At 59.3% G+C, this 17118-nt stretch carries 17 protein-coding genes and 1 pseudogene; all 18 read right to left on the minus strand.

All coding sequences use genetic code 11. The features are described 5' to 3' along the window. On the minus strand, window positions 1-318 hold a 318-nt coding region (locus ACQZ6J_RS30545), incomplete at its 3' end, for an electron transfer flavoprotein subunit beta/FixA family protein (RefSeq protein ID WP_449086772.1). 60 nt (window positions 319-378) lie between these two features. Continuing rightward, a complete protein-coding gene (locus ACQZ6J_RS30550) occupies window positions 379-1194 on the minus strand; it encodes a substrate-binding periplasmic protein (protein WP_449086773.1) in 816 nt (271 codons plus the stop codon). Window positions 1195-1248: 54 nt separating this feature from the next. Further along, a complete protein-coding gene (locus ACQZ6J_RS30555; protein WP_449086774.1) occupies window positions 1249-1908 on the minus strand; it encodes an amino acid ABC transporter permease in 660 nt (219 codons plus the stop codon). Beyond that, complete coding sequence (locus tag ACQZ6J_RS30560) at window positions 1905-2546, minus strand: amino acid ABC transporter permease (RefSeq protein ID WP_449086775.1); 642 nt, start codon at window positions 2544-2546, stop codon at window positions 1905-1907. The genes ACQZ6J_RS30555 and ACQZ6J_RS30560 overlap by 4 nt, the downstream gene beginning before the upstream one ends. Beyond that, window positions 2546-3307, minus strand: a complete 762-nt coding sequence (locus tag ACQZ6J_RS30565) for an amino acid ABC transporter ATP-binding protein (protein ID WP_449086776.1) — start codon at window positions 3305-3307, stop codon at window positions 2546-2548. The genes ACQZ6J_RS30560 and ACQZ6J_RS30565 overlap by 1 nt, the downstream gene beginning before the upstream one ends. Before the next feature lie 102 nt (window positions 3308-3409). Beyond that, entirely contained in the window at window positions 3410-4558 is a 1149-nt protein-coding gene (locus ACQZ6J_RS30570) for an NAD(P)/FAD-dependent oxidoreductase (protein WP_449086777.1), read from the minus strand. Window positions 4559-4606: 48 nt separating this feature from the next. Beyond that, window positions 4607-5860 carry an aspartate aminotransferase family protein gene (locus tag ACQZ6J_RS30575; protein ID WP_449086778.1) on the minus strand — a complete coding sequence of 418 codons (1254 nt, stop codon included), beginning with the start codon at window positions 5858-5860 and terminating at the stop codon, window positions 4607-4609. Between the two features lie 121 nt (window positions 5861-5981). After that, on the minus strand, window positions 5982-7529 hold the full coding sequence (locus ACQZ6J_RS30580; protein ID WP_449086779.1) for an aldehyde dehydrogenase family protein: 1548 nt from the start codon (window positions 7527-7529) through the stop codon (window positions 5982-5984). Between the two features lie 254 nt (window positions 7530-7783). Beyond that, window positions 7784-8560: pseudogene (gene istA, locus ACQZ6J_RS30585) on the minus strand (IS21 family transposase); the annotation flags it as partial. A 327-nt stretch (window positions 8561-8887) separates the two neighbouring features. Beyond that, complete coding sequence (locus ACQZ6J_RS30590) at window positions 8888-9454, minus strand: hypothetical protein (RefSeq protein WP_449086780.1); 567 nt, start codon at window positions 9452-9454, stop codon at window positions 8888-8890. A 566-nt stretch (window positions 9455-10020) separates the two neighbouring features. After that, window positions 10021-11304 (minus strand): NAD(P)/FAD-dependent oxidoreductase, encoded by a 1284-nt coding sequence (locus tag ACQZ6J_RS30595; protein WP_449086781.1) that lies wholly within the window; start codon window positions 11302-11304, stop codon window positions 10021-10023. A gap of 31 nt (window positions 11305-11335) precedes the next feature. Next, a complete protein-coding gene (locus tag ACQZ6J_RS30600) occupies window positions 11336-12481 on the minus strand; it encodes an aldo/keto reductase (protein WP_449086782.1) in 1146 nt (381 codons plus the stop codon). Window positions 12482-12507: 26 nt separating this feature from the next. Next, on the minus strand, window positions 12508-13242 hold the full coding sequence (locus ACQZ6J_RS30605) for an aspartate/glutamate racemase family protein (RefSeq protein ID WP_163994800.1): 735 nt from the start codon (window positions 13240-13242) through the stop codon (window positions 12508-12510). 70 nt (window positions 13243-13312) lie between these two features. Beyond that, entirely contained in the window at window positions 13313-14152 is an 840-nt protein-coding gene (locus ACQZ6J_RS30610) for an ABC transporter substrate-binding protein (RefSeq protein ID WP_163994798.1), read from the minus strand. Window positions 14153-14177: 25 nt separating this feature from the next. Further along, entirely contained in the window at window positions 14178-14840 is a 663-nt protein-coding gene (locus tag ACQZ6J_RS30615; RefSeq protein WP_163994795.1) for an amino acid ABC transporter permease, read from the minus strand. Next, a complete protein-coding gene (locus ACQZ6J_RS30620) occupies window positions 14840-15484 on the minus strand; it encodes an amino acid ABC transporter permease (protein ID WP_449086783.1) in 645 nt (214 codons plus the stop codon). Before ACQZ6J_RS30620 ends, ACQZ6J_RS30615 begins: the two co-directional genes overlap by 1 nt. Next, complete coding sequence (locus ACQZ6J_RS30625; RefSeq protein WP_163994791.1) at window positions 15481-16245, minus strand: amino acid ABC transporter ATP-binding protein; 765 nt, start codon at window positions 16243-16245, stop codon at window positions 15481-15483. The genes ACQZ6J_RS30620 and ACQZ6J_RS30625 overlap by 4 nt, the downstream gene beginning before the upstream one ends. Before the next feature lie 319 nt (window positions 16246-16564). After that, window positions 16565-16906, minus strand: a complete 342-nt coding sequence (locus ACQZ6J_RS30630) for a hypothetical protein (protein ID WP_204326916.1) — start codon at window positions 16904-16906, stop codon at window positions 16565-16567. Window positions 16907-17118 lie beyond the last annotated feature (212 nt).

Below are 17118 nucleotides of genomic sequence, written 5' to 3' on the forward strand. Positions count from 1 at the left end.
CTCGGCCACGCCCTTGAGGATCTTGGCGACCGCCAGCGGCTCGACGGCGTCATCGGTCTCGACCAGGATGGCGCGATCCGCACCCATGGCCAGCGCCGTGCGCAGCGTCTCCTCGGCCTTGGCAGGCCCGATCGACACCACCACCACCTCGTCCGCCTTGCCGGCTTCCTTCAGCCGCAGCGCTTCCTCAACCGAAATCTCGTCGAACGGGTTCATCGACATCTTCACGTTCGAAAGCTCAACGCCCGATCCATCCGCCTTCACACGGATCTTCACGTTGTAGTCAACAACCCGCTTCACTGGCACGAGTATCTTCAAATCAATGGCTCCTTGAAACGGCCCGAGGGCATCTCCATCGATGCCCTCGGATACGAGTTGTTAGTTGATGACCTGCGGCTTGCCGACGTTCGCTGCCGACGTGTCGAGACCATAGGCTTTAAGAGCTTTCGCGATATTGCCGTTGGAACGGTCGTCTGCGATGGTCTTGTTGACAGCGTCGACGAAAGCGTCATTCGACTTCGAAAGGAGGAACGAGGTCTGCGATGCGTTGGTGGTGGCAGTAATCCGTGGATCGGCCTTCAACAAGCGAACCTTCACATCGGTCCCCTTGTTGAGTTCGACCGCCGCACCAAAGCCCTCGAGACCGGCCTCGACGCGCTTGGCCTGAACGTCCTGCGCAAGGTTCAATGACGACGGATAGGTTCTGGAGCCGTCGAAGTTATTCTCCATTTCAGTCACCCAGGCGTATCCCTCGACGGTGCCGACCTTCTTGCCAACGAGCTGGTCTACCGTGTCGAACCCTTCCACGGATTCAACAGCGAGCTGATCCAGGTAGACCGGAGTGGAGAGCGTTACGACCTTCTCTCGAGCCGCGGTGCGATAGAAGCCGCCGATGGCGATATCCGCACGTCCGGACTGCACAGCCGCGACAGCCGCCGGATACGTGAAAATCTCATAGGTCACGTCAAGGCAATTGTCCTTGGCGAAGGCTTTCACAAGCTCTCCGTCGATACCGGCGATCGCGCCGTCCTTTTCCGAAGAATATGGAGGGGTGTTCGTGAGCGCGACCGTGAGTTTGCCGGCAGTGACAGTCTCGAACTTGTGCTTCGGGGCGCAGGATTCGGCGTGTGCTACACTCGCGCCAAAGGCCGCCAAGCTTCCCAATGCCACTGCGATTTTAATGGTACCCTTCACTTCTGTTCTCCTTCTGAAAGTGACGAGCTCTTTCTTGTCGAGCTCTTGTTGATGTCAGCCGAGATGGCTTCCAAGGCGCCGTTCGGTCCATGAAACCAGCCAACCGAACGGAATCGTGATCGCGAGGTAAAACAGCCCCGCCAGAACTAGGACATCGAGATAGAGGAAAGTGGCAGCCCCCACCCGATAGGCGCGAGCGAGCAGCTCCGGAATGGCGATCGTGAAGGTGAGAGCGGTTGCCTGAAAGATCAGGATCGCAAATCCCATTAGTGCGGGCACCGCGAAGAGGACACCTTGCGGGATGACGACATACCGCATCGTGTCGCTATGGGTCATGCCCAGGGCCATTCCAGCCTCAATTTCGCGGCGCGGCACGGCGTTAAGGCCCGCCCTCAGAATCTCGGTGGTGTATGCCGCCGTCGTCAGTGCAAGCGCCGTTGCGCCCGAGGCAAACGCATTGATGCTCAGCCCAGCGGAAGGCAGGCCATAGTAGACCATCTGCAAGACCACGAGCGCGGGGGCCCCTCGCCCGATCTCGACGACTGCGATTGCCGCGTAACGGACCAACCTTCCTTTCGATGAGGATGCCAAGGCCAGCAATAAGCCCAGAGGGAGTCCGAAAAGCAGCGCCAGACCGGCAAGCTGCAAACTGACCCAGAGGCCCTTCAAGAGTTGCGGCGACCATTGCAGCCAGTTGCTCATCAATTCATTCATCGAGCGATCCTCCGACGCAATGCCTCGTCCATCGCTCTTGAGAAGAATGCGACCGGGATCGACAGCAGGATGTAGACGGCAGCGGCAAGCAGGAATGGCGTGAATCCACCGCCGGCCGCCTGCGCCTCCTGCGACACGAACATCATCACGTCGCGGACGCCAATCGTGGAGGCGACCGTGCTGTCCTTGAGAAGGCTCACCAGAAAGGTCGCCATTGGCGGGATCGAGACGCGGAGCACCTGCGGGGCCAGAACGTATCGAAGAGTGTCAACTCGTTTCATTCCAAGCGCAGTCGCCGCTTCGTTCTGCCCCTGAGGAAGCGTCAGAAAGCCGCCGCGGTAAATCTCCGCCAAGTAGGCCGCCGATACGAGACCGAGGCCCAGCATGGCGGCCTGCATCGATGAGAGCCTCAAGATTCCGCTGCCCAGTCCGAAAAAGATAATGAAGAGCCATACGACGGGTGGAATCCCTCTTAGGACGTCAATGTAGATGCGCGCAGCTATCCGCGGGAGCCAAAGCTTGGAACGACGCATCAGGACCAAGGGCACCGCGACCACCGCCCCTAGGAAGAAAGCCCCAAGCGTTACGAAAAGCGTCGCCGGTATGCCTTTGAGAAGATTCAGAATCAGACCGCTCATCAGTGACGATCCAGGATTGCGCGGAAGAACTTTTGCGTCCGCGGCGACGAAGGCGTCTTGATCACCTGGTCGGGCGTTCCCTCCTCGATGATCTGGCCGTCCGCCATGACAATCACGCGGTTCGCCACCTCGGCGGCGAAGGCGATCTCGTGAGTCACGACGATCATCGTCATCCCTTCCTCGGCGAGTTCGCGCATCACGGACAGGACTTCAAGACCGAGTTCAGGATCGAGCGCGGAAGTAGGCTCGTCGAACAGCATCACCTTGGGATCCAGCGCCAGTGCCCGTGCGATGGCGATGCGCTGCTGCTGCCCGCCCGAGAGACGTGCGGGATAGGACTGCGCCTTGTCGGCAAGGTCCACGCGTTCGAGCAGTCGCGTCGTCCTAGCGTCGGCCTCAGCCTTCGAACGACCGAGCACGCGCATCTGCGGGAGCGAGATGTTTCGCTCCACAGTCATGTGGGGAAAGAGATTGAACGACTGGAAGACCATCCCGGTCGAGCGTCGGAGCTTCAAAAGATCCGCCGCTGTCAGGTCGTGATCCAGCGAAAACTCGAACTCGCCGACTTTGAGAACTCCTGACGACGGATGCTCCAACATGTTGATTGTGCGGAGCAGCGTGCTCTTGCCTGCGCCGCTCGGACCCACGATCGCCACGACCTCACCCCGCTCGATGTCGAGAGTGACGTTCTTGACCGCATGATATTGCCCGTATCGAACGTTGATGTCCTTTAGCCGGACGATATGGTTTGAATCCTTCATCTTCGATCCGACCCAAGACGCCGCCGAATCCTGTTTCGGCAGCGCGGTGAGTTCTTCCCCTTGTCTTCTGTTTGTTGATTGCAATCTCGTTCTCCCAACGGCTCAGGCGGCCACGTTTCTTTCCGGTGTCGGACGAAGACGCTCGGTGCCCGGCGCCGAGACCGGCGCCCCGTGCAATGCCCAGTCGGCGGCGACCTGTCCAATGGCAGGTCCAAGCTGGATCCCGTAGCCACCGGCGCCGGCCGCAGTGACAATCCGCGGTTCGGAAAGATCGATGGGACCGACGAAGGGCTTGTGATCCTTGGTTTCCGGGTAGAGGCCGGCCCAGCCGCGCCCAAGCCGCGCGCCTGGCAGGTCGGGTACGCGCTCGAGAAGCAATTCCGCCAGGAGGATCTTGGACTCCTCCTCACATTGGTCGTTATATGCGTCCGGGTTGGCGGGTTCCGCCGAAGTCACCTTGTGCACCTCGGCGATCAGCTCGTTCGGCTTCTCATGCCGGAAATTCAAGCCGCTCCCCTCGCCGTTCACGAGATCCATCACCATGGGCATGGTGTAGTCCAGCGGCTCATCCAGTAGGATGGTGACAGCCTCGTGGCGCTCGGGACGGACGTTGAGCGTCTGGCCGAAGAGCGCTGCGATCCGCGGCGCCCAGGCGCCGGCGGCGTTGACCACTGCGTCGCATTCGATGACGTCGCGCGAGGTCGTCAGTGCAAAGCCGTCCCGGCGGCGGTCGACGCCGATGACCCGGCAGAACTGTCGTACCGCGCCGCCAAATGCCTTTACCTTGTCGGTCAGGAGCATGCAAAGCTGATGCGGATCGATGAACCCGTCATCCGGGCCGAAGATGCCCCCAGCAAGACCGCTGACGTCCATGTGAGGAACCAGACGGGTGAGTTCTGAGGCTTCGTAGACCGACGAGGCGAAGCCAGCCTGGCGCTGATACTCGACGGAGCTATGGAAGAGGTCCATCTGTTCCTGCGTCCGGGCGAGACGGAGATAGCCGATGTGATTAAAGTCGAGACCTTCCTGCTCCCAACGACGGAATTGTCGCAGCGAATGCTGCCGCAGCAAAATTTCGAATGGATCCGTGAGCTGGGTTCCAACGACACCGACCGATCGTCCGCTCGAGCCGGACGCGATCGAGTTGGCTTCAAGCACGGTGACCCGTGCTCCCTGCTCGCAAAGATTTATCGCTGTTGACATACCGAGCGTTCCCGCGCCGATAACAACAACATGGGGAGAAGTCTTCATGTTATTCCTACAGTAAAATTCGCCGGCACCGAGGGCCTAAGCGCGTCATCAAAGGCGGGCGACCTCGCCCAGAGTATCGTCGATGGCCGACAGAATGTTGCTCGCGTCCTGGTCCGTCATTGGAGTGGAAAGGGCAAACAGGCCGTAGTTCGCAGAGAGCACGCCTCGGTTCAAAAGACCTTTATGCAGCACGGCGAGCTTCTTGCGCTCGCCCGCGTTGGGGTACACTGACCGATAGTCGGTGATCGGATTGCCTGTGAAGTGCAGCTTGAAGAGCGAACCCAGGCCGACGCACTGGCCGGAAATGCCGTGCTTCGCGTAGGAAGCGTTCGCCCCGTCGCGAATGAACGATCCGATGCGATCCAGGTGATCGAATGCCTGGGGAGTGAGCGCCTCCATGGCAGCAAGTCCCGCCTTCATTGTGACGGGGTTCGCCGTGAAGGTGCCGCCATGCGGCAGAGCCGGCTTCCCTCGGGTCGGGTCGAAGACGCTCATTACATCTGCGCGGCCGGCGACGGCGCCGACCGGATAACCTCCGCCAATGATCTTGCCCAACGAGGTCAGGTCGGGCTTGATATCCCACAGTCCCTGTGCGCCGGAGTATCCGAGCCGGAACGAGATCACTTCATCGAAAATGACCAGTGCTCCAGCCATATGCGCGCTTTCGACCAACGCCTCAAGATATTCGCGGCGCGCCGGAATAAGCCCGGCTCTGTTCGGCATTGGATCGATCAGCACGGCAGCGATTTCAGGCCCGTGGGCTTTGAAGACCGCCTGCAGGACTTCCTCGTCGTTGAATGGAACGACGATCACGTCACTAAGCACACCCTGCGGCGTTCCCTTTGCATATGCGGTGGAAGCTGGCATGTCTCCCCAGTTAGTGGGCGAACTATCGAGGCTAACTTCCGCGAAGTCGTAAGAGCCGTGATAGGCACCTTCGATCTTGACGATCTTCGGTCTGCCGGTGAACGCGCGAGCGGCCTTGATCGCCATCATGACGCCCTCGGTACCCGAGTTTGCGAACCTGATCTGTTCGACCGCTGGAAGTCTCTCGACCAGCAATTCAGCCAGTTCGATCTCGCTCAGCGTCGGCGCTCCGAACGCCGTTCCATCGGGGAGCTGCTTTGCGACCGCTTCGACGGCCTCGGGCTGTGCGTAGCCGTGGATCATCGCCGTGAAGTTGTTGATGCAGTCGTAGTATTCGTTCCCGTCGACGTCCCACACTCTGCAGCCCTCGCCTCGGGTCGCGTAGATAGGAAAGGGATCGATGAAAACGGTCGTGCGGGTGTTGCCACCGGGCATGACCTTCTGGGCGCGCTCGAAGAGCGCCTTCGAAGCCTGGCAGGAGTCGGGATAGATGGGCATGGTCTAATCCTGGATATGTTTCGCAACGAGCGGGCGGTCTACCGACCGCCGTCCCGGTTCATTTCGTCATTATCGTGTGGCTTTGCTCGCGCATGAACTGCGGCAGATAGTAGGGGCCGAGACCGCCCTTGCCGCTCACGCCAGTTCCCTTCCAGCCGCAGAAAGGCTGGGCGCCTGGCCACGCACCGGTCGTTGCGCCGCTAGCGCGGTTGGCATAGAGGACGCCTGCTTCGGCGCGATCCAGGAATAAGTCCAGTTCGTTCTTGTCTTCGGTGTATACGCCTGCAGAGAGACCGTAAGAGACGCTGTTTCCTTCCGCCAGGCCTTCTTCGAGTCCATCAACCCCGCGAACGACGACGAAAGGCATGAAGAGTTCGTCCTTCGTCAAATTGCCGGGACTGTGCAGTTCGACGATCGCAGGAATAAAGTAGTTGGCCGGTTTGCCCTCAATCTGGGCGCCGCCGAAGTGGACCTTACCTTCGGCCTTCGCCTGGGCTACGGCCTTGACGAAGCGATCTACGGTAGCAGAATTGTAGAGTGGTCCCATGAACGTTTCCTGGCGACGCGGATCTCCAACGACAAGCTTCGCTGCGAATGCCTTACAGCGCTCGATGAATTCGTCCTTGATGGAGTTGTCGACATACACGACCGAACATGCGGAGCACTTCTGCCCTTGCAGTCCGAATGCCGAACGAACGACACCTTGAGACGCGCGGTCGAGGTCGGCGTTTTTCGTGACGAAAGCGGGGTTCTTGCCACCCATTTCCGCAAGGACAGGCTTCATCCATGGACCCATGGCCATGTGACGGAAAATGCCCATTCCCGTCTTGTGCGATCCGGTAAACGCGACGCCGTCGACGTTCTCGTTCGTGGTAAGCAGACGGCCGACCTCGGCGCCGCCGAGAACGATATTGAAGACGCCTTCCGGAAGCCCGGCAGCCTTGATCGTCTCGGCGATCAGCAGGCCGCTCAGCGGGCATTCTGGTGAAGGCTTGTAAACGACCGAGTTGCCAGCGAGAAGCGCGCAGACGATCGGGCCAACGGAAAGAGCCACGGGGAAGTTGAAAGGTGCGACGACGGCGAACACCCCGTACGGCTTCAGGACGCTAAGGGCTGTTTCGTTTGGCACCAGTTCATTCATGGGCCGACGGTAGCCGTTGTTGGACTTCAGCTCAGACGGATAGTAGTCGAGCATGTCGAGAACTTCCTCGGCCTCGCCCATAGCCTCGATGCGCGACTTGCCTACTTCGTACAGAGCGGCGATGCCGAGGCGATATTTTGCCTCCGTCAGCGCGGTCTTCCAGCGCGCAGCAAACGCCAGGCGCTCCTCGACCGACACATGGTTCCAGACCTTGGCGCCCCCGCGTGCGGCAGCAATCGCCGCCTCGATGTCGTCGGCGGTGGAGACCGGAAACTCACCAAGAGAGAGAGCTGGATCTATCGGGCTAGCGACGGCTATCGCAGTTCCTGTTGCGAAAGGCGTCTTCCAGGACTTCGCAAGCGTTTCCTTCTCAAATTCCGGGACGACTTTGTCGAGGTATGCATGCACGGCAGAAAGGTCGGCGCCGATGTTCGAGTAGGTGATGCGAGGAAGCGTGTCAGGCATTTTAGTTGTTCCGCTTATCGGTTTTGATACCGATATTCGGTACTAAATCTAAAAATTTGTCAAGCAATTTTGCTTCGCGTTTTTTCGCCTGTGCATGGCTGTTGATGTGTTGGTTTCAGTACCTCTGCCAAGCAACTGTCCGATAATGCTTTAAGGAGCGCTGCGATCCATGAGCAAACAGTTTTGAGGACAGCAGTCGCTGATGCTTCCACCAAATCACTGAACGAAAACGAGTTGCCACAACCAGCGTCGGCTAGGCTCACCGGTCGATTGGCAAAGGATACAGGAACGCTGTAACGGTTACGATCAGATGCAAGAGGCAGGTCGGCGAGACCCCCTGGTGTATTCGACAAAGCCATCGAAGGGACGGGAGATCGGCATGAGAACCCGTGCCTGCGTAGCCCAGATCTCGGCGATGGTGCAGACATCTGACCATGCAGAGTCTGCACCCATAATTCCTTACAGCGCGGCTCCAGCCATTCGTTCAATACCTCCTGCGATGGAAAGCGCCGTCGATTGCCAGAGGCGATGACGCGCGTTCTGCACGTTCTTCTCGACTTGCCCCTTCTCCCATCCGGACGCAGGAGTGCAGAACTCGAGCTCGAATACGTGGTGGCTCGCCATCGCCATGAAACGCGTGTTGACGTCGCGCTCCTTGCCACGGCCAACCCTATCGACTGCCGTGCGCATGTTGTCGTAGATGCCGTGACAGGGAATGCCGCCAAAGACGCGGAATGCATGATTATGAGTGCCAAACAGCATCTCATGCGTCTGAAGAAGATAGGCCAGGACGATGAAAGCGCGGCTGAAGCTTAACTTTGTATGGGCGATCTGCAGCTTGGTGCGCTCATTGCCGATGATCGTCCAGTCTTCTGGCTAGTCGAACTGGAGGGCTTCGCTCGGCTCGAACACCAAGGGCACAAATGTCCCGCGGCCCGCCGTCTGCAATTCCCTCTGCCAATCATCGCACCATTCCCGAGCAAATGCAGCCATGCGATGTGGGACCCATCGTAGCCGAGGCTCATCAGTTCTTCCGAAGGAGCTGGACCAGTCTGTAATAATATCCTTTAAAGTTTCAATGGAGGGAAATCCGCCATTCGTAATGAAGTCCGTACCCCGATGAGCAATCATTGTTTCATTCGACCCGCTAACAGTCCAACTGTAGGCGCCAACGTTGAAGTCGACCAAATCAGCGTGCTCTATTCCCTTCATATCTTTAGAATTCGCAAGTACAGTTGCGTTTCCCACTTGATTGAAAAGAGCAATCTCATCTTTATAAGTAAGCTTTGGAAGTTTACGCCGCGAACAAGCATCCAAGGAGAGAAGCGCGAGCATTATATTTTTTGCGGCTGGGGTGCTCATCTACTACCAGATCCAAAAAAATCATCTACCGTTAGAACGAAGCCGATTGGCCGCATCTCAAGGGGCCGCAAACGTCCTGGTGGATCACTATCGAAGGCGTCTTTAGGAGTGTTTAGCCAAGGAAGGCGTTTGCGAAGTTTTGCAGTCAGCAGTTCGTCTACGATTTCGAGATCTAGACCCGTGAAAACAACTCCAGGAAAATACATGCCTAACTTTGCCGGATCGACTTCGTAAACAGTTTTCGAGTTATCTTCATCCGCGAAAGCTACAAAAGTAGGTAGCTGGCTATTGTCGATATTATATCGTCGGCGTCCTCGGGCATTCCTCAACATTTCAACATCTGAAGAACTTAAATTCCCAACACTATTTTTTACTCCGAAGGTCTTTAGGACCTTAAACTCATAAATATTATAAACTATACCCCCGCTGGGAGGCCTTCGGATGGGCAAAATATAAACTGTACCCTTGCCGCCGAGATCGAAAATCAATGCTTCGCCATAGAGTCGCGTGGTACCACCCGCTCCAATTAAACTGTGCGTCACCTTTGAATAGCTGATCTCCATTACGGACGAACTCTCGACCGGCCGACCGTCGACGGTGGCCGATGCGATGACTTTGAAGCGCACCGTCGCGCCCTCACCTTGGCATGAGGCGAGAGTCAATGCGCAAAGTGACGCCAAAAAACTTCTGCGCCTCATCGGCAACCCATGATCCTGCGGAAAAAATTCATATCGCGGAAGGGCCGATAACCCTTACGCGCAAACGTCGCGCCAACGTTCACCCACCAAGCCCCAAATTTTGCGCCTCATCACACGCGCCTCAGAAGAGCGACTGTGATCACACTACCCGTAACACGGGCAAAGCGAACCCCGCAATGACTGCACCTGGAGAGGATTGCAACTTATCAACGAAACCTGCGAGGCGAATATCCAGAATGTGTCTCGGCCAAGCTTCGATGGAAAGACACCGGAACATCTGCGCGCGATTGCAAATTACCGAAATACAGACACATCCGGCCTTGTCGAGCGTCCCAGCATGGCCGCAGAGGGAGGTTCGCCGTGCATCAGCCGTCGAAATCAGGCCTCGCCGACACGGGGCTCATTGCCATATCTGCGGAGAATTCGCACACCTATAACCGTTCGCCGGCAAAATGCGCGATCTGGGCGCCGACCTCGTAATAGGCTTCCTTGAGGCCCCTCAGCGAAGGCTGCTCCGTATCGCTGACGGGGAGCGGAAGATCGGCTTCGGGCAGGTCGCCGAGAATATGGCTCGCCAGCGTCCGCCCAAAGACCGTACCCGGTGCGATGCCGCGGCCGTTGTAGCCGGAAAAGCCTATGATGTTGCGCTCGAAGCGGTGAAACCGCGGCAGGGCGTTGTCCGTCATGCCGATCTTGCCATACCATTCATATTCGAAATCCACCGGCCCCAATTGCGGAAATAGCCGCGCAAGCGAACGCTTCGCCCAGCCAGCGTGAATGGCCCGGCCGGCATTGCGCAGGGCGCCGACGCTGCCGAAGACGAGGCGGCCGGCTCTGTCCATGCGAAACGAGGACAGAATTTCCTTGGTATCCCACACCCCTTCCCGGCCTGGAAGAATGGTGTTGCGAAGATCCGGCGGCAGCGGCCGGGTGGCAAGGTTGAAATAGGGAAGATGCACCTGTTCCCGACGCACCTCTGCCCACGGTCCCTCGCTATAGGCATCGGTGGCAACGACGATCCATTCGGCGACCGCAGATCCCTTTTCGGTTGACACCTTCCAACCCGCGCCGTCCCGGGTGCACGACCGGACAGGAGATCCGGTATACAGGCAGGCTCCGGCGCGCAGCGCGGCACGGGCCAGACCGCGCACATAGGCGAGCGGCTGCAATGTGCCTGCACGACGATCGAGAAGGGAGCCCGCATAGGCTTTCGTCCCGGTGCGCGCGGCCGTCTGCGTGGCATCCAGCAATTCGACAGGTGCGCCGCGCTTTTGCCACTGGCGGGCACGTTCGGTGATTTCCTTCAGGCCGGTTTTGCCGACGGCGCAGTGCAGGGTGCCGTTGTGCTCAAGCTCGCATTCGATCCCATGCCTGTCTATGACGGACATGACGATCTGCGGCCCCTCGCCCAAGAGCCGGAGAAGGCGTTCGCCGTGGACATCGCCAAGCTCGCCGGGCAGATCGTCCGGCATGACCCACATACCGGCATTGATAAGCCCGACATTGCGGCCGGAACCGCCAAAACCGATCTCGGCGCCTTCGAGCACCACAACCCTCAATCCCGCCTCGGCAAGATGCAGGGCGGTCGAAAGACCGGTGAAGCCTCCACCGACGATCGCAACGTCCGCGACCACGTCAGTCGTCAGGGTCAAGGTTCGAGGAGCCTCGCCGGCCGTCCTTTCCCACAGGCCATGGGAGCGTGCGTCGTTCAACATGGTCATGGCTCCTTTCGATCTCCCCGCGCCTCTACGGGCGCTCTTTGTCCTTCGGCTGGCCGAACGCATAATCCGTGACCTTGGGCAAGAGGATGTCGCGTCGATAGCTCGGCGGCTTGTCGCCGACGGATGTGCCCGTATTCAGGATGCCGGCCTGATAGTCATCGGCAAAAAGCGAATAGGGATAGGGCGCGTCGATGGCGGTGACGCCATCGAGCTCGGAGCGCAACTCGCTCGGGATCGTAAAATCCAAAGCAGCCAGGTTATCCTCCAGCTGCGAAAGCCTGCTTGCGCCGACGATTGCGGCGGCGACCCCTGGGCGGTTCACGCACCAGTTCAGCGCCACCTGCGCCATGCTGCGCCCGATCTCGCCGGCGATCCTCTCCAGCGCGGCGAGAATGCGCGTGTTGCGTTCGGTAAACAATCCGAGACCACTGCCGGAGTCGTCCTGCGAAAGCCGTCCCTGCTCCAGCGCGCCTGAGCGATACTTCCCGGACAGAAGTCCCATGGCGAGCGGGCTCCATGCCGTGATGCCAAGCCCGATTGCCTCTGAGAGCGGCATGAACTCGTGCTCGATGCTGCGCTCAACCAGCGAATAGGGCAGCTGCAGGCAGATCGGCTGCGTAAGCGCGTGCGCCTCGGCCCAGGTCTGTGCCCGGGCGGCATACCAGCCCGGCACATCGGAAAATCCGGCATAACGGATCTTGCCGGCACGCACGAGGTCGTCGAACGTCCGCATGACCTCTTCGGCGGGCGTCATCCGATCCCAAGTGTGGAGAAGATAGAGATCGATGTAATCGGTCTTCAGACGCTTCAGCGAAGCATCGACCGCCTGCATCATGGCCTTGCGCCCGTTGCCGCCGGCATTCGGATTGCCGGAGGAAAGGCTGTTGGAGAATTTCGTCGCTATGACGACGGCGTCACGCACACCTGCCTCGGCGACGAAGGTGCCGACAAGTTCCTCGCTCAGTCCACCGGCATATGAATTCGCCGTATCGATGAAATTGCCTCCGGCGGCGATATAGCGACTGAAAATCTCGCGGGCCGCCGGCGCGTCCGCACCCCAGCTTCCGGCGATGCCGCGAATGCCGCCATTGCCGAATGTCATGGTTCCGAGCGCCAGGCGGCTGACGCGCAATCCCGAACGTCCCAGAAGATAATAGTGATCGACAGACATGGTTGGCTTCCTGACAGAAATCGGCGCTACATGTTGCCGGCGTAGGGTCGCCGGGCAATGCTTTGCTGGACGTAGTTGATCATCGTTATGAAATCGAAGACCGGGCGGCCAGTAGCAGCTTGCACGGCATATGCATATGGCGGCAGATCACTGCATTCCAACAGGATCGAGCGTATCTCAGGATAGCTTTCGATCAGAGCACGGGCGACCTGCGTGACCTCCCGCTCGATCTCCCCGGAATCCAGCGTTCCTTTCTCCTCGAGAACGGCCTCGCGAAACTCCCTCTGCCCCTCCATGCCCGCAATCGCCAGGGGAATGCTCGCGGGGACGTTGCAGGCCTCGAAATGCCGCGGGGTCAGCCGCGATGCATTTGCCGTGATTATGCCGACGCTGCCGCCGCAAAGCGCGTGCATGAATGGAATCTGCATCAGGCTCGAGAGGAAGACGGGGATATCGAGCGCTGCCGCCACTTCCTCCTGAAAATAGGCCATGAAGCCGCAGGCGCCGGTAATGGCCTTGACCCCCCGGCTCTGCAAATCGAGGGCCGCCTCGACGAAGGCCTCCTTCAAGGCTGGATCGCGCTGATTGAGAAGCCGGTCGATCGACGCGCCGCGCACTTCCTGAAATCGAACCGGGTAAGTGTAGGTCGTTGCATTCCCGACATTGCCGGGAACGCAGGGGTAGGCCGCATCGAGGATCAGGATGCCGATCTGCTCTCCGTACCATGACTGCGTCCTGCGCGTTACCGTGTAGACCGTCATCGTTCATGTCTCCAAATGACTATTTGCAAAAGTGCGGGATCGGCTCCCTAAAGCTCCGTCGGAGACGAGGCTATTGTACGAGACGAGCCGCGCCGGTTTCGGCCGCCGTGCCGTCAAGACCATAGGATTTGAGAATCTTGACGATCGTGCCGTCCGTGTGCATCGCCTCGATATCGCTGTCGAGAGCTTCGCCGAATTCCTTTGCCTTCAAGGAATAGGGGAAGGCGGCTTGTGCTGCTTCCTTCGTTGCCTTGACGCGCGGATCGGCGGCCGCGACCGCGACTTTGACGTCCTTCAGCGCACCCTTCTGTTCGGCGACCACGCCCGTCGAGTAACCGTCGACTGCGACGTCGATCCGGCCGGCGAACAAATCCTGCTGCATGTTGACGGAGTTCGGATAGAGTTTCAGCGACGCGCCGAGCATCGTCTTGAGATCGGCAACCCAGAGATAGCCCTGAACGGTACCCACCTTCTTGCCCTCGAGATCGGAGACGTTCTTGAACCCCTGCTTCGAATAGATTGCCATCTGGTCGGTATAAAGCGGCGCGGACAGGTTCATGGCCTTCGCGCGTTCCGCGGTGCGATACCAGTCGCCGGTCGTGATATCGGCCTGACCGGAGAGGACATATTGGATCGCCGCGGCAGGATCGACGGCGACGGCCTTGACTTTCAGGCATTCGCGCTCGGCGAATTCGGCGGCGATGTCGCCGTCGATACCCTTCATGTTGCCGCTGTCGTCAAGGTAGGAATGCGGCGCATAGGTCGTGACCGCCACCGTCAGCGTGCCCGGCTCGATCGTGGTGAATTTGTGCTTGGGCACGCAATCCGCAGCATGGGCGACCTGTGCCGACAGGAGTATCGCGGCGAAGCCGGACAGAAGAAGGTTGGTCTTGGATGTCAATGAAGGCATGCCGGAATTCCTTGTCTGTTGCGAGTTAACGTTGGGCATAAAGGCTCGCCCGCTTCTCAACGTGCTCGACGAGGAGAGCGGCCGGGATTGAAATGCAGGCGTAGAGCGCTCCGGCGCACAGCAGGGCCGGGAAATAGCGGAATGTGGTCGACCCGATTTCGTAGGCGCGGCTTACCAGCTCCGGAAGCGCGATCGTGAAGCACAGGGACGTGCCCTGGAAAATTAGAATGGAGAAGCCGAGAAGGGCGGGCAATGCGACGCGCAGACCCTGCGGCATCAACACGAAACGCAGCTCGTCGATCCGGCCAAGACCGAGCGCCTCGGCCGCCTCGCGTTGTCCATGGGCAATCGACTGGAGGCTCGCTCGAATAATTTCGCTCGTGTAGGCGCCGGTGTTCCAGGCAAGCGCGATCACGGCCGCCGCAAAGGACTCGATCGTCAGTCCAACGCCCGGCAATCCGAAATAGATGAATTGCAGAAGAACCAGCGCCGGTGCGCCGCGTCCCACCTCCACAAGGATGAGCGATATGGCCCGCAGCGCCTTGTTGCGCGCCAGCACGCCCAATGCCAGCAGGAGCCCGAAGGGAATACCGAACAGCAGGCTGAGCACGGTCACCTGCAGACTGATGGAAAGACCGCCGAGGAGGTCGGGCATCCACGAGGCGATTTCCTCATAGCTTGGAAACATCAGCGTGCCACCTTCGATCGGAGATGAGCGTCCGCCACCCGCGACAGCCAGGCGACCGGGAGGCTGAGGACAATGTAGAAAATCCCGACGAAGGCGAAGATTTCCAGGCCGCGGAACGTCAGCTGCGAAAGCTGGTTGCCCTGATAGGCAAGTTCCGCCACACCGATCGTCGAGGCGACCGCCGTTTCCTTCATCAAGCCGATCAGATAGCTTGCCGCCGAGGGCAGAGCCACCCTGAAGGCTTGCGGTGCCACGACGTCCCTGATCGTCGACCAGCGGCCGAGATCGAGAGCCGCACAGGCCTCCCATTGACCATGGTGGAGTGCATTGAGTGCGCCACGATAGATTTCCGCCATATTCGCAGCGGCGATCAAGCCGAGGCCCGTCAGTGCGGCGGCGAAAGGGCTGATCGCAAAATAGCTCATCCCGACACCGAAGAAGATGATGAATAGCCACAGGATCGGCGGGATGGCACGCACGATCTGGATCACCACCGTGGCGAAGATGCGCAGGGCAAAAAGCCGGCTTCGGCGCGCGGCCAGAAGGGGAATGGCGAGAATGGCACCGATCGCGAAGGAGCCGACGGTCAGAGCGACCGTCCACGCAAGACCCCGGCTGAACAGGAGGAGATCGGCGGCACTCATCGATCATGCACCGCCCGAAGGAAGCGACGGGTGCGTTCATGCTGCGGATTGCGCATCACCTCGGCGGAAGGACCTTTCTCGACGATCCGGCCGTCCGCCATGATCATCACGGTATCCGAGACGTTTTCGGCAAAGCCCATTTCATGGGTTACCACGATCATCGTCATGCCGCTTTCGGCCAGCTCGCGCATGACCGCAAGCACCTCGAGCCCAAGTTCCGGATCAAGCGCGGACGTCGGCTCGTCAAACAGCATCACCTCGGGATCGAGCGCCAGCGCGCGGGCAATGGCGATGCGCTGCTGCTGCCCGCCCGAACAGCGTCCCGGAAATTGCGCGGCCTTGTCGCTGAGGCCAACCCGGCTCAACAGCTGCATCGAGCGTTCGTCCGCCTCGGCGCGGCTGCGGCCAAGCACCCGTTCCTGCGCCAGGCTGACATTGCGCAGCACCGACATGTGAGGGAAGAGGTTGAAGGACTGAAAAACCATGCCGACGCGCCGTCGCAGGCTGGAAAGCTCGACACGCGAAACGGGCTGAGCCGCGTTGATGGTCGTCGGGCCTATGGTGATCGTACCGCCCGACGGCGGCTCCAGATAGTTGATGCAGCGAAGCAGCGTGCTCTTGCCTGAACCGCTTGGTCCGATGATCGCGAGAACCTCGCCCGCGCTCACCTCCAGGTCGATTTCGTTCAGGACAATGTGCGATCCATAACTCTTGCTCAGCGCATGCAGGCCGATGAGCGTCTTGCCGGTAGCAACTGTCATATCCGGAACAACCCCATGCTGCCGCCGGAATAAAACTTGCAAGTTCTCGCCTTGGCAAATGACGCAGCCAAATTAGCAGCCTCCCGATGACACACGTCATGCCGGGCCGCGAGCGACCTCATTCATGGCCATGTTTCGTTTGCTTTGCGGTCGCTTCGTGTTGAAGCAACTCCGTTCCCACTTTGATTAAGGAGACAGTATCATCCTGGCGCAGCGGCGGGACTGCGAAAAAAATGCCAGTAAACATAACTTCAGGTTATGAATCAGCTGCGCTGTTTTGCAGCGATTTGCGGGGACGGGCCTTCTGAGCTTTTCTTCTTCAGGCCGGGTGCATCTTGAGAATGTGCTGGACTTCGTGCAACGGCATGCCCGGCTGATCGCCGGCTGCTGTCATCATCCCCCGACCGTTCCTGCCGCCCCCGTCCTGCAGCGTCCGCATCGCATCGATGACTTTCTTGAAATCCTCACCACCCTCCGGGTAGGACGGCGATGCGAGGCCGTCTACCACGCCGCTGCAGACCATCTGGATCTTATAAACGTAGCGTGGCTCCTCGGCGCCCCGGTGCTCGATACCCTTTGACACGCGGTAGTACATGTTGCCGGGATGCGGTTCGCTTGCCGGCACGTCGATATAGCTTATCGGGAAGTAGACTTTGGGCATCGCAAATTCCTCAATCCATAGCTCCTACGGAACCTGGATGATGGAATCGTGTGCTGCCAATTGCCCCACTCTCCCTTCAAGCCCCATAGTAGACCCCGCCGAAAATATCGAGCGGGGCCATAGTTTGAGTATCTGCTCCTGAAACACAATTTTTCCACCCCCCGAGCAGGTGACATGCAAAAATCCGGCTTAGGATATCGTGGCGTTGATCG

It is taken from the genome of Rhizobium sp. A37_96, assembly GCF_053521765.1.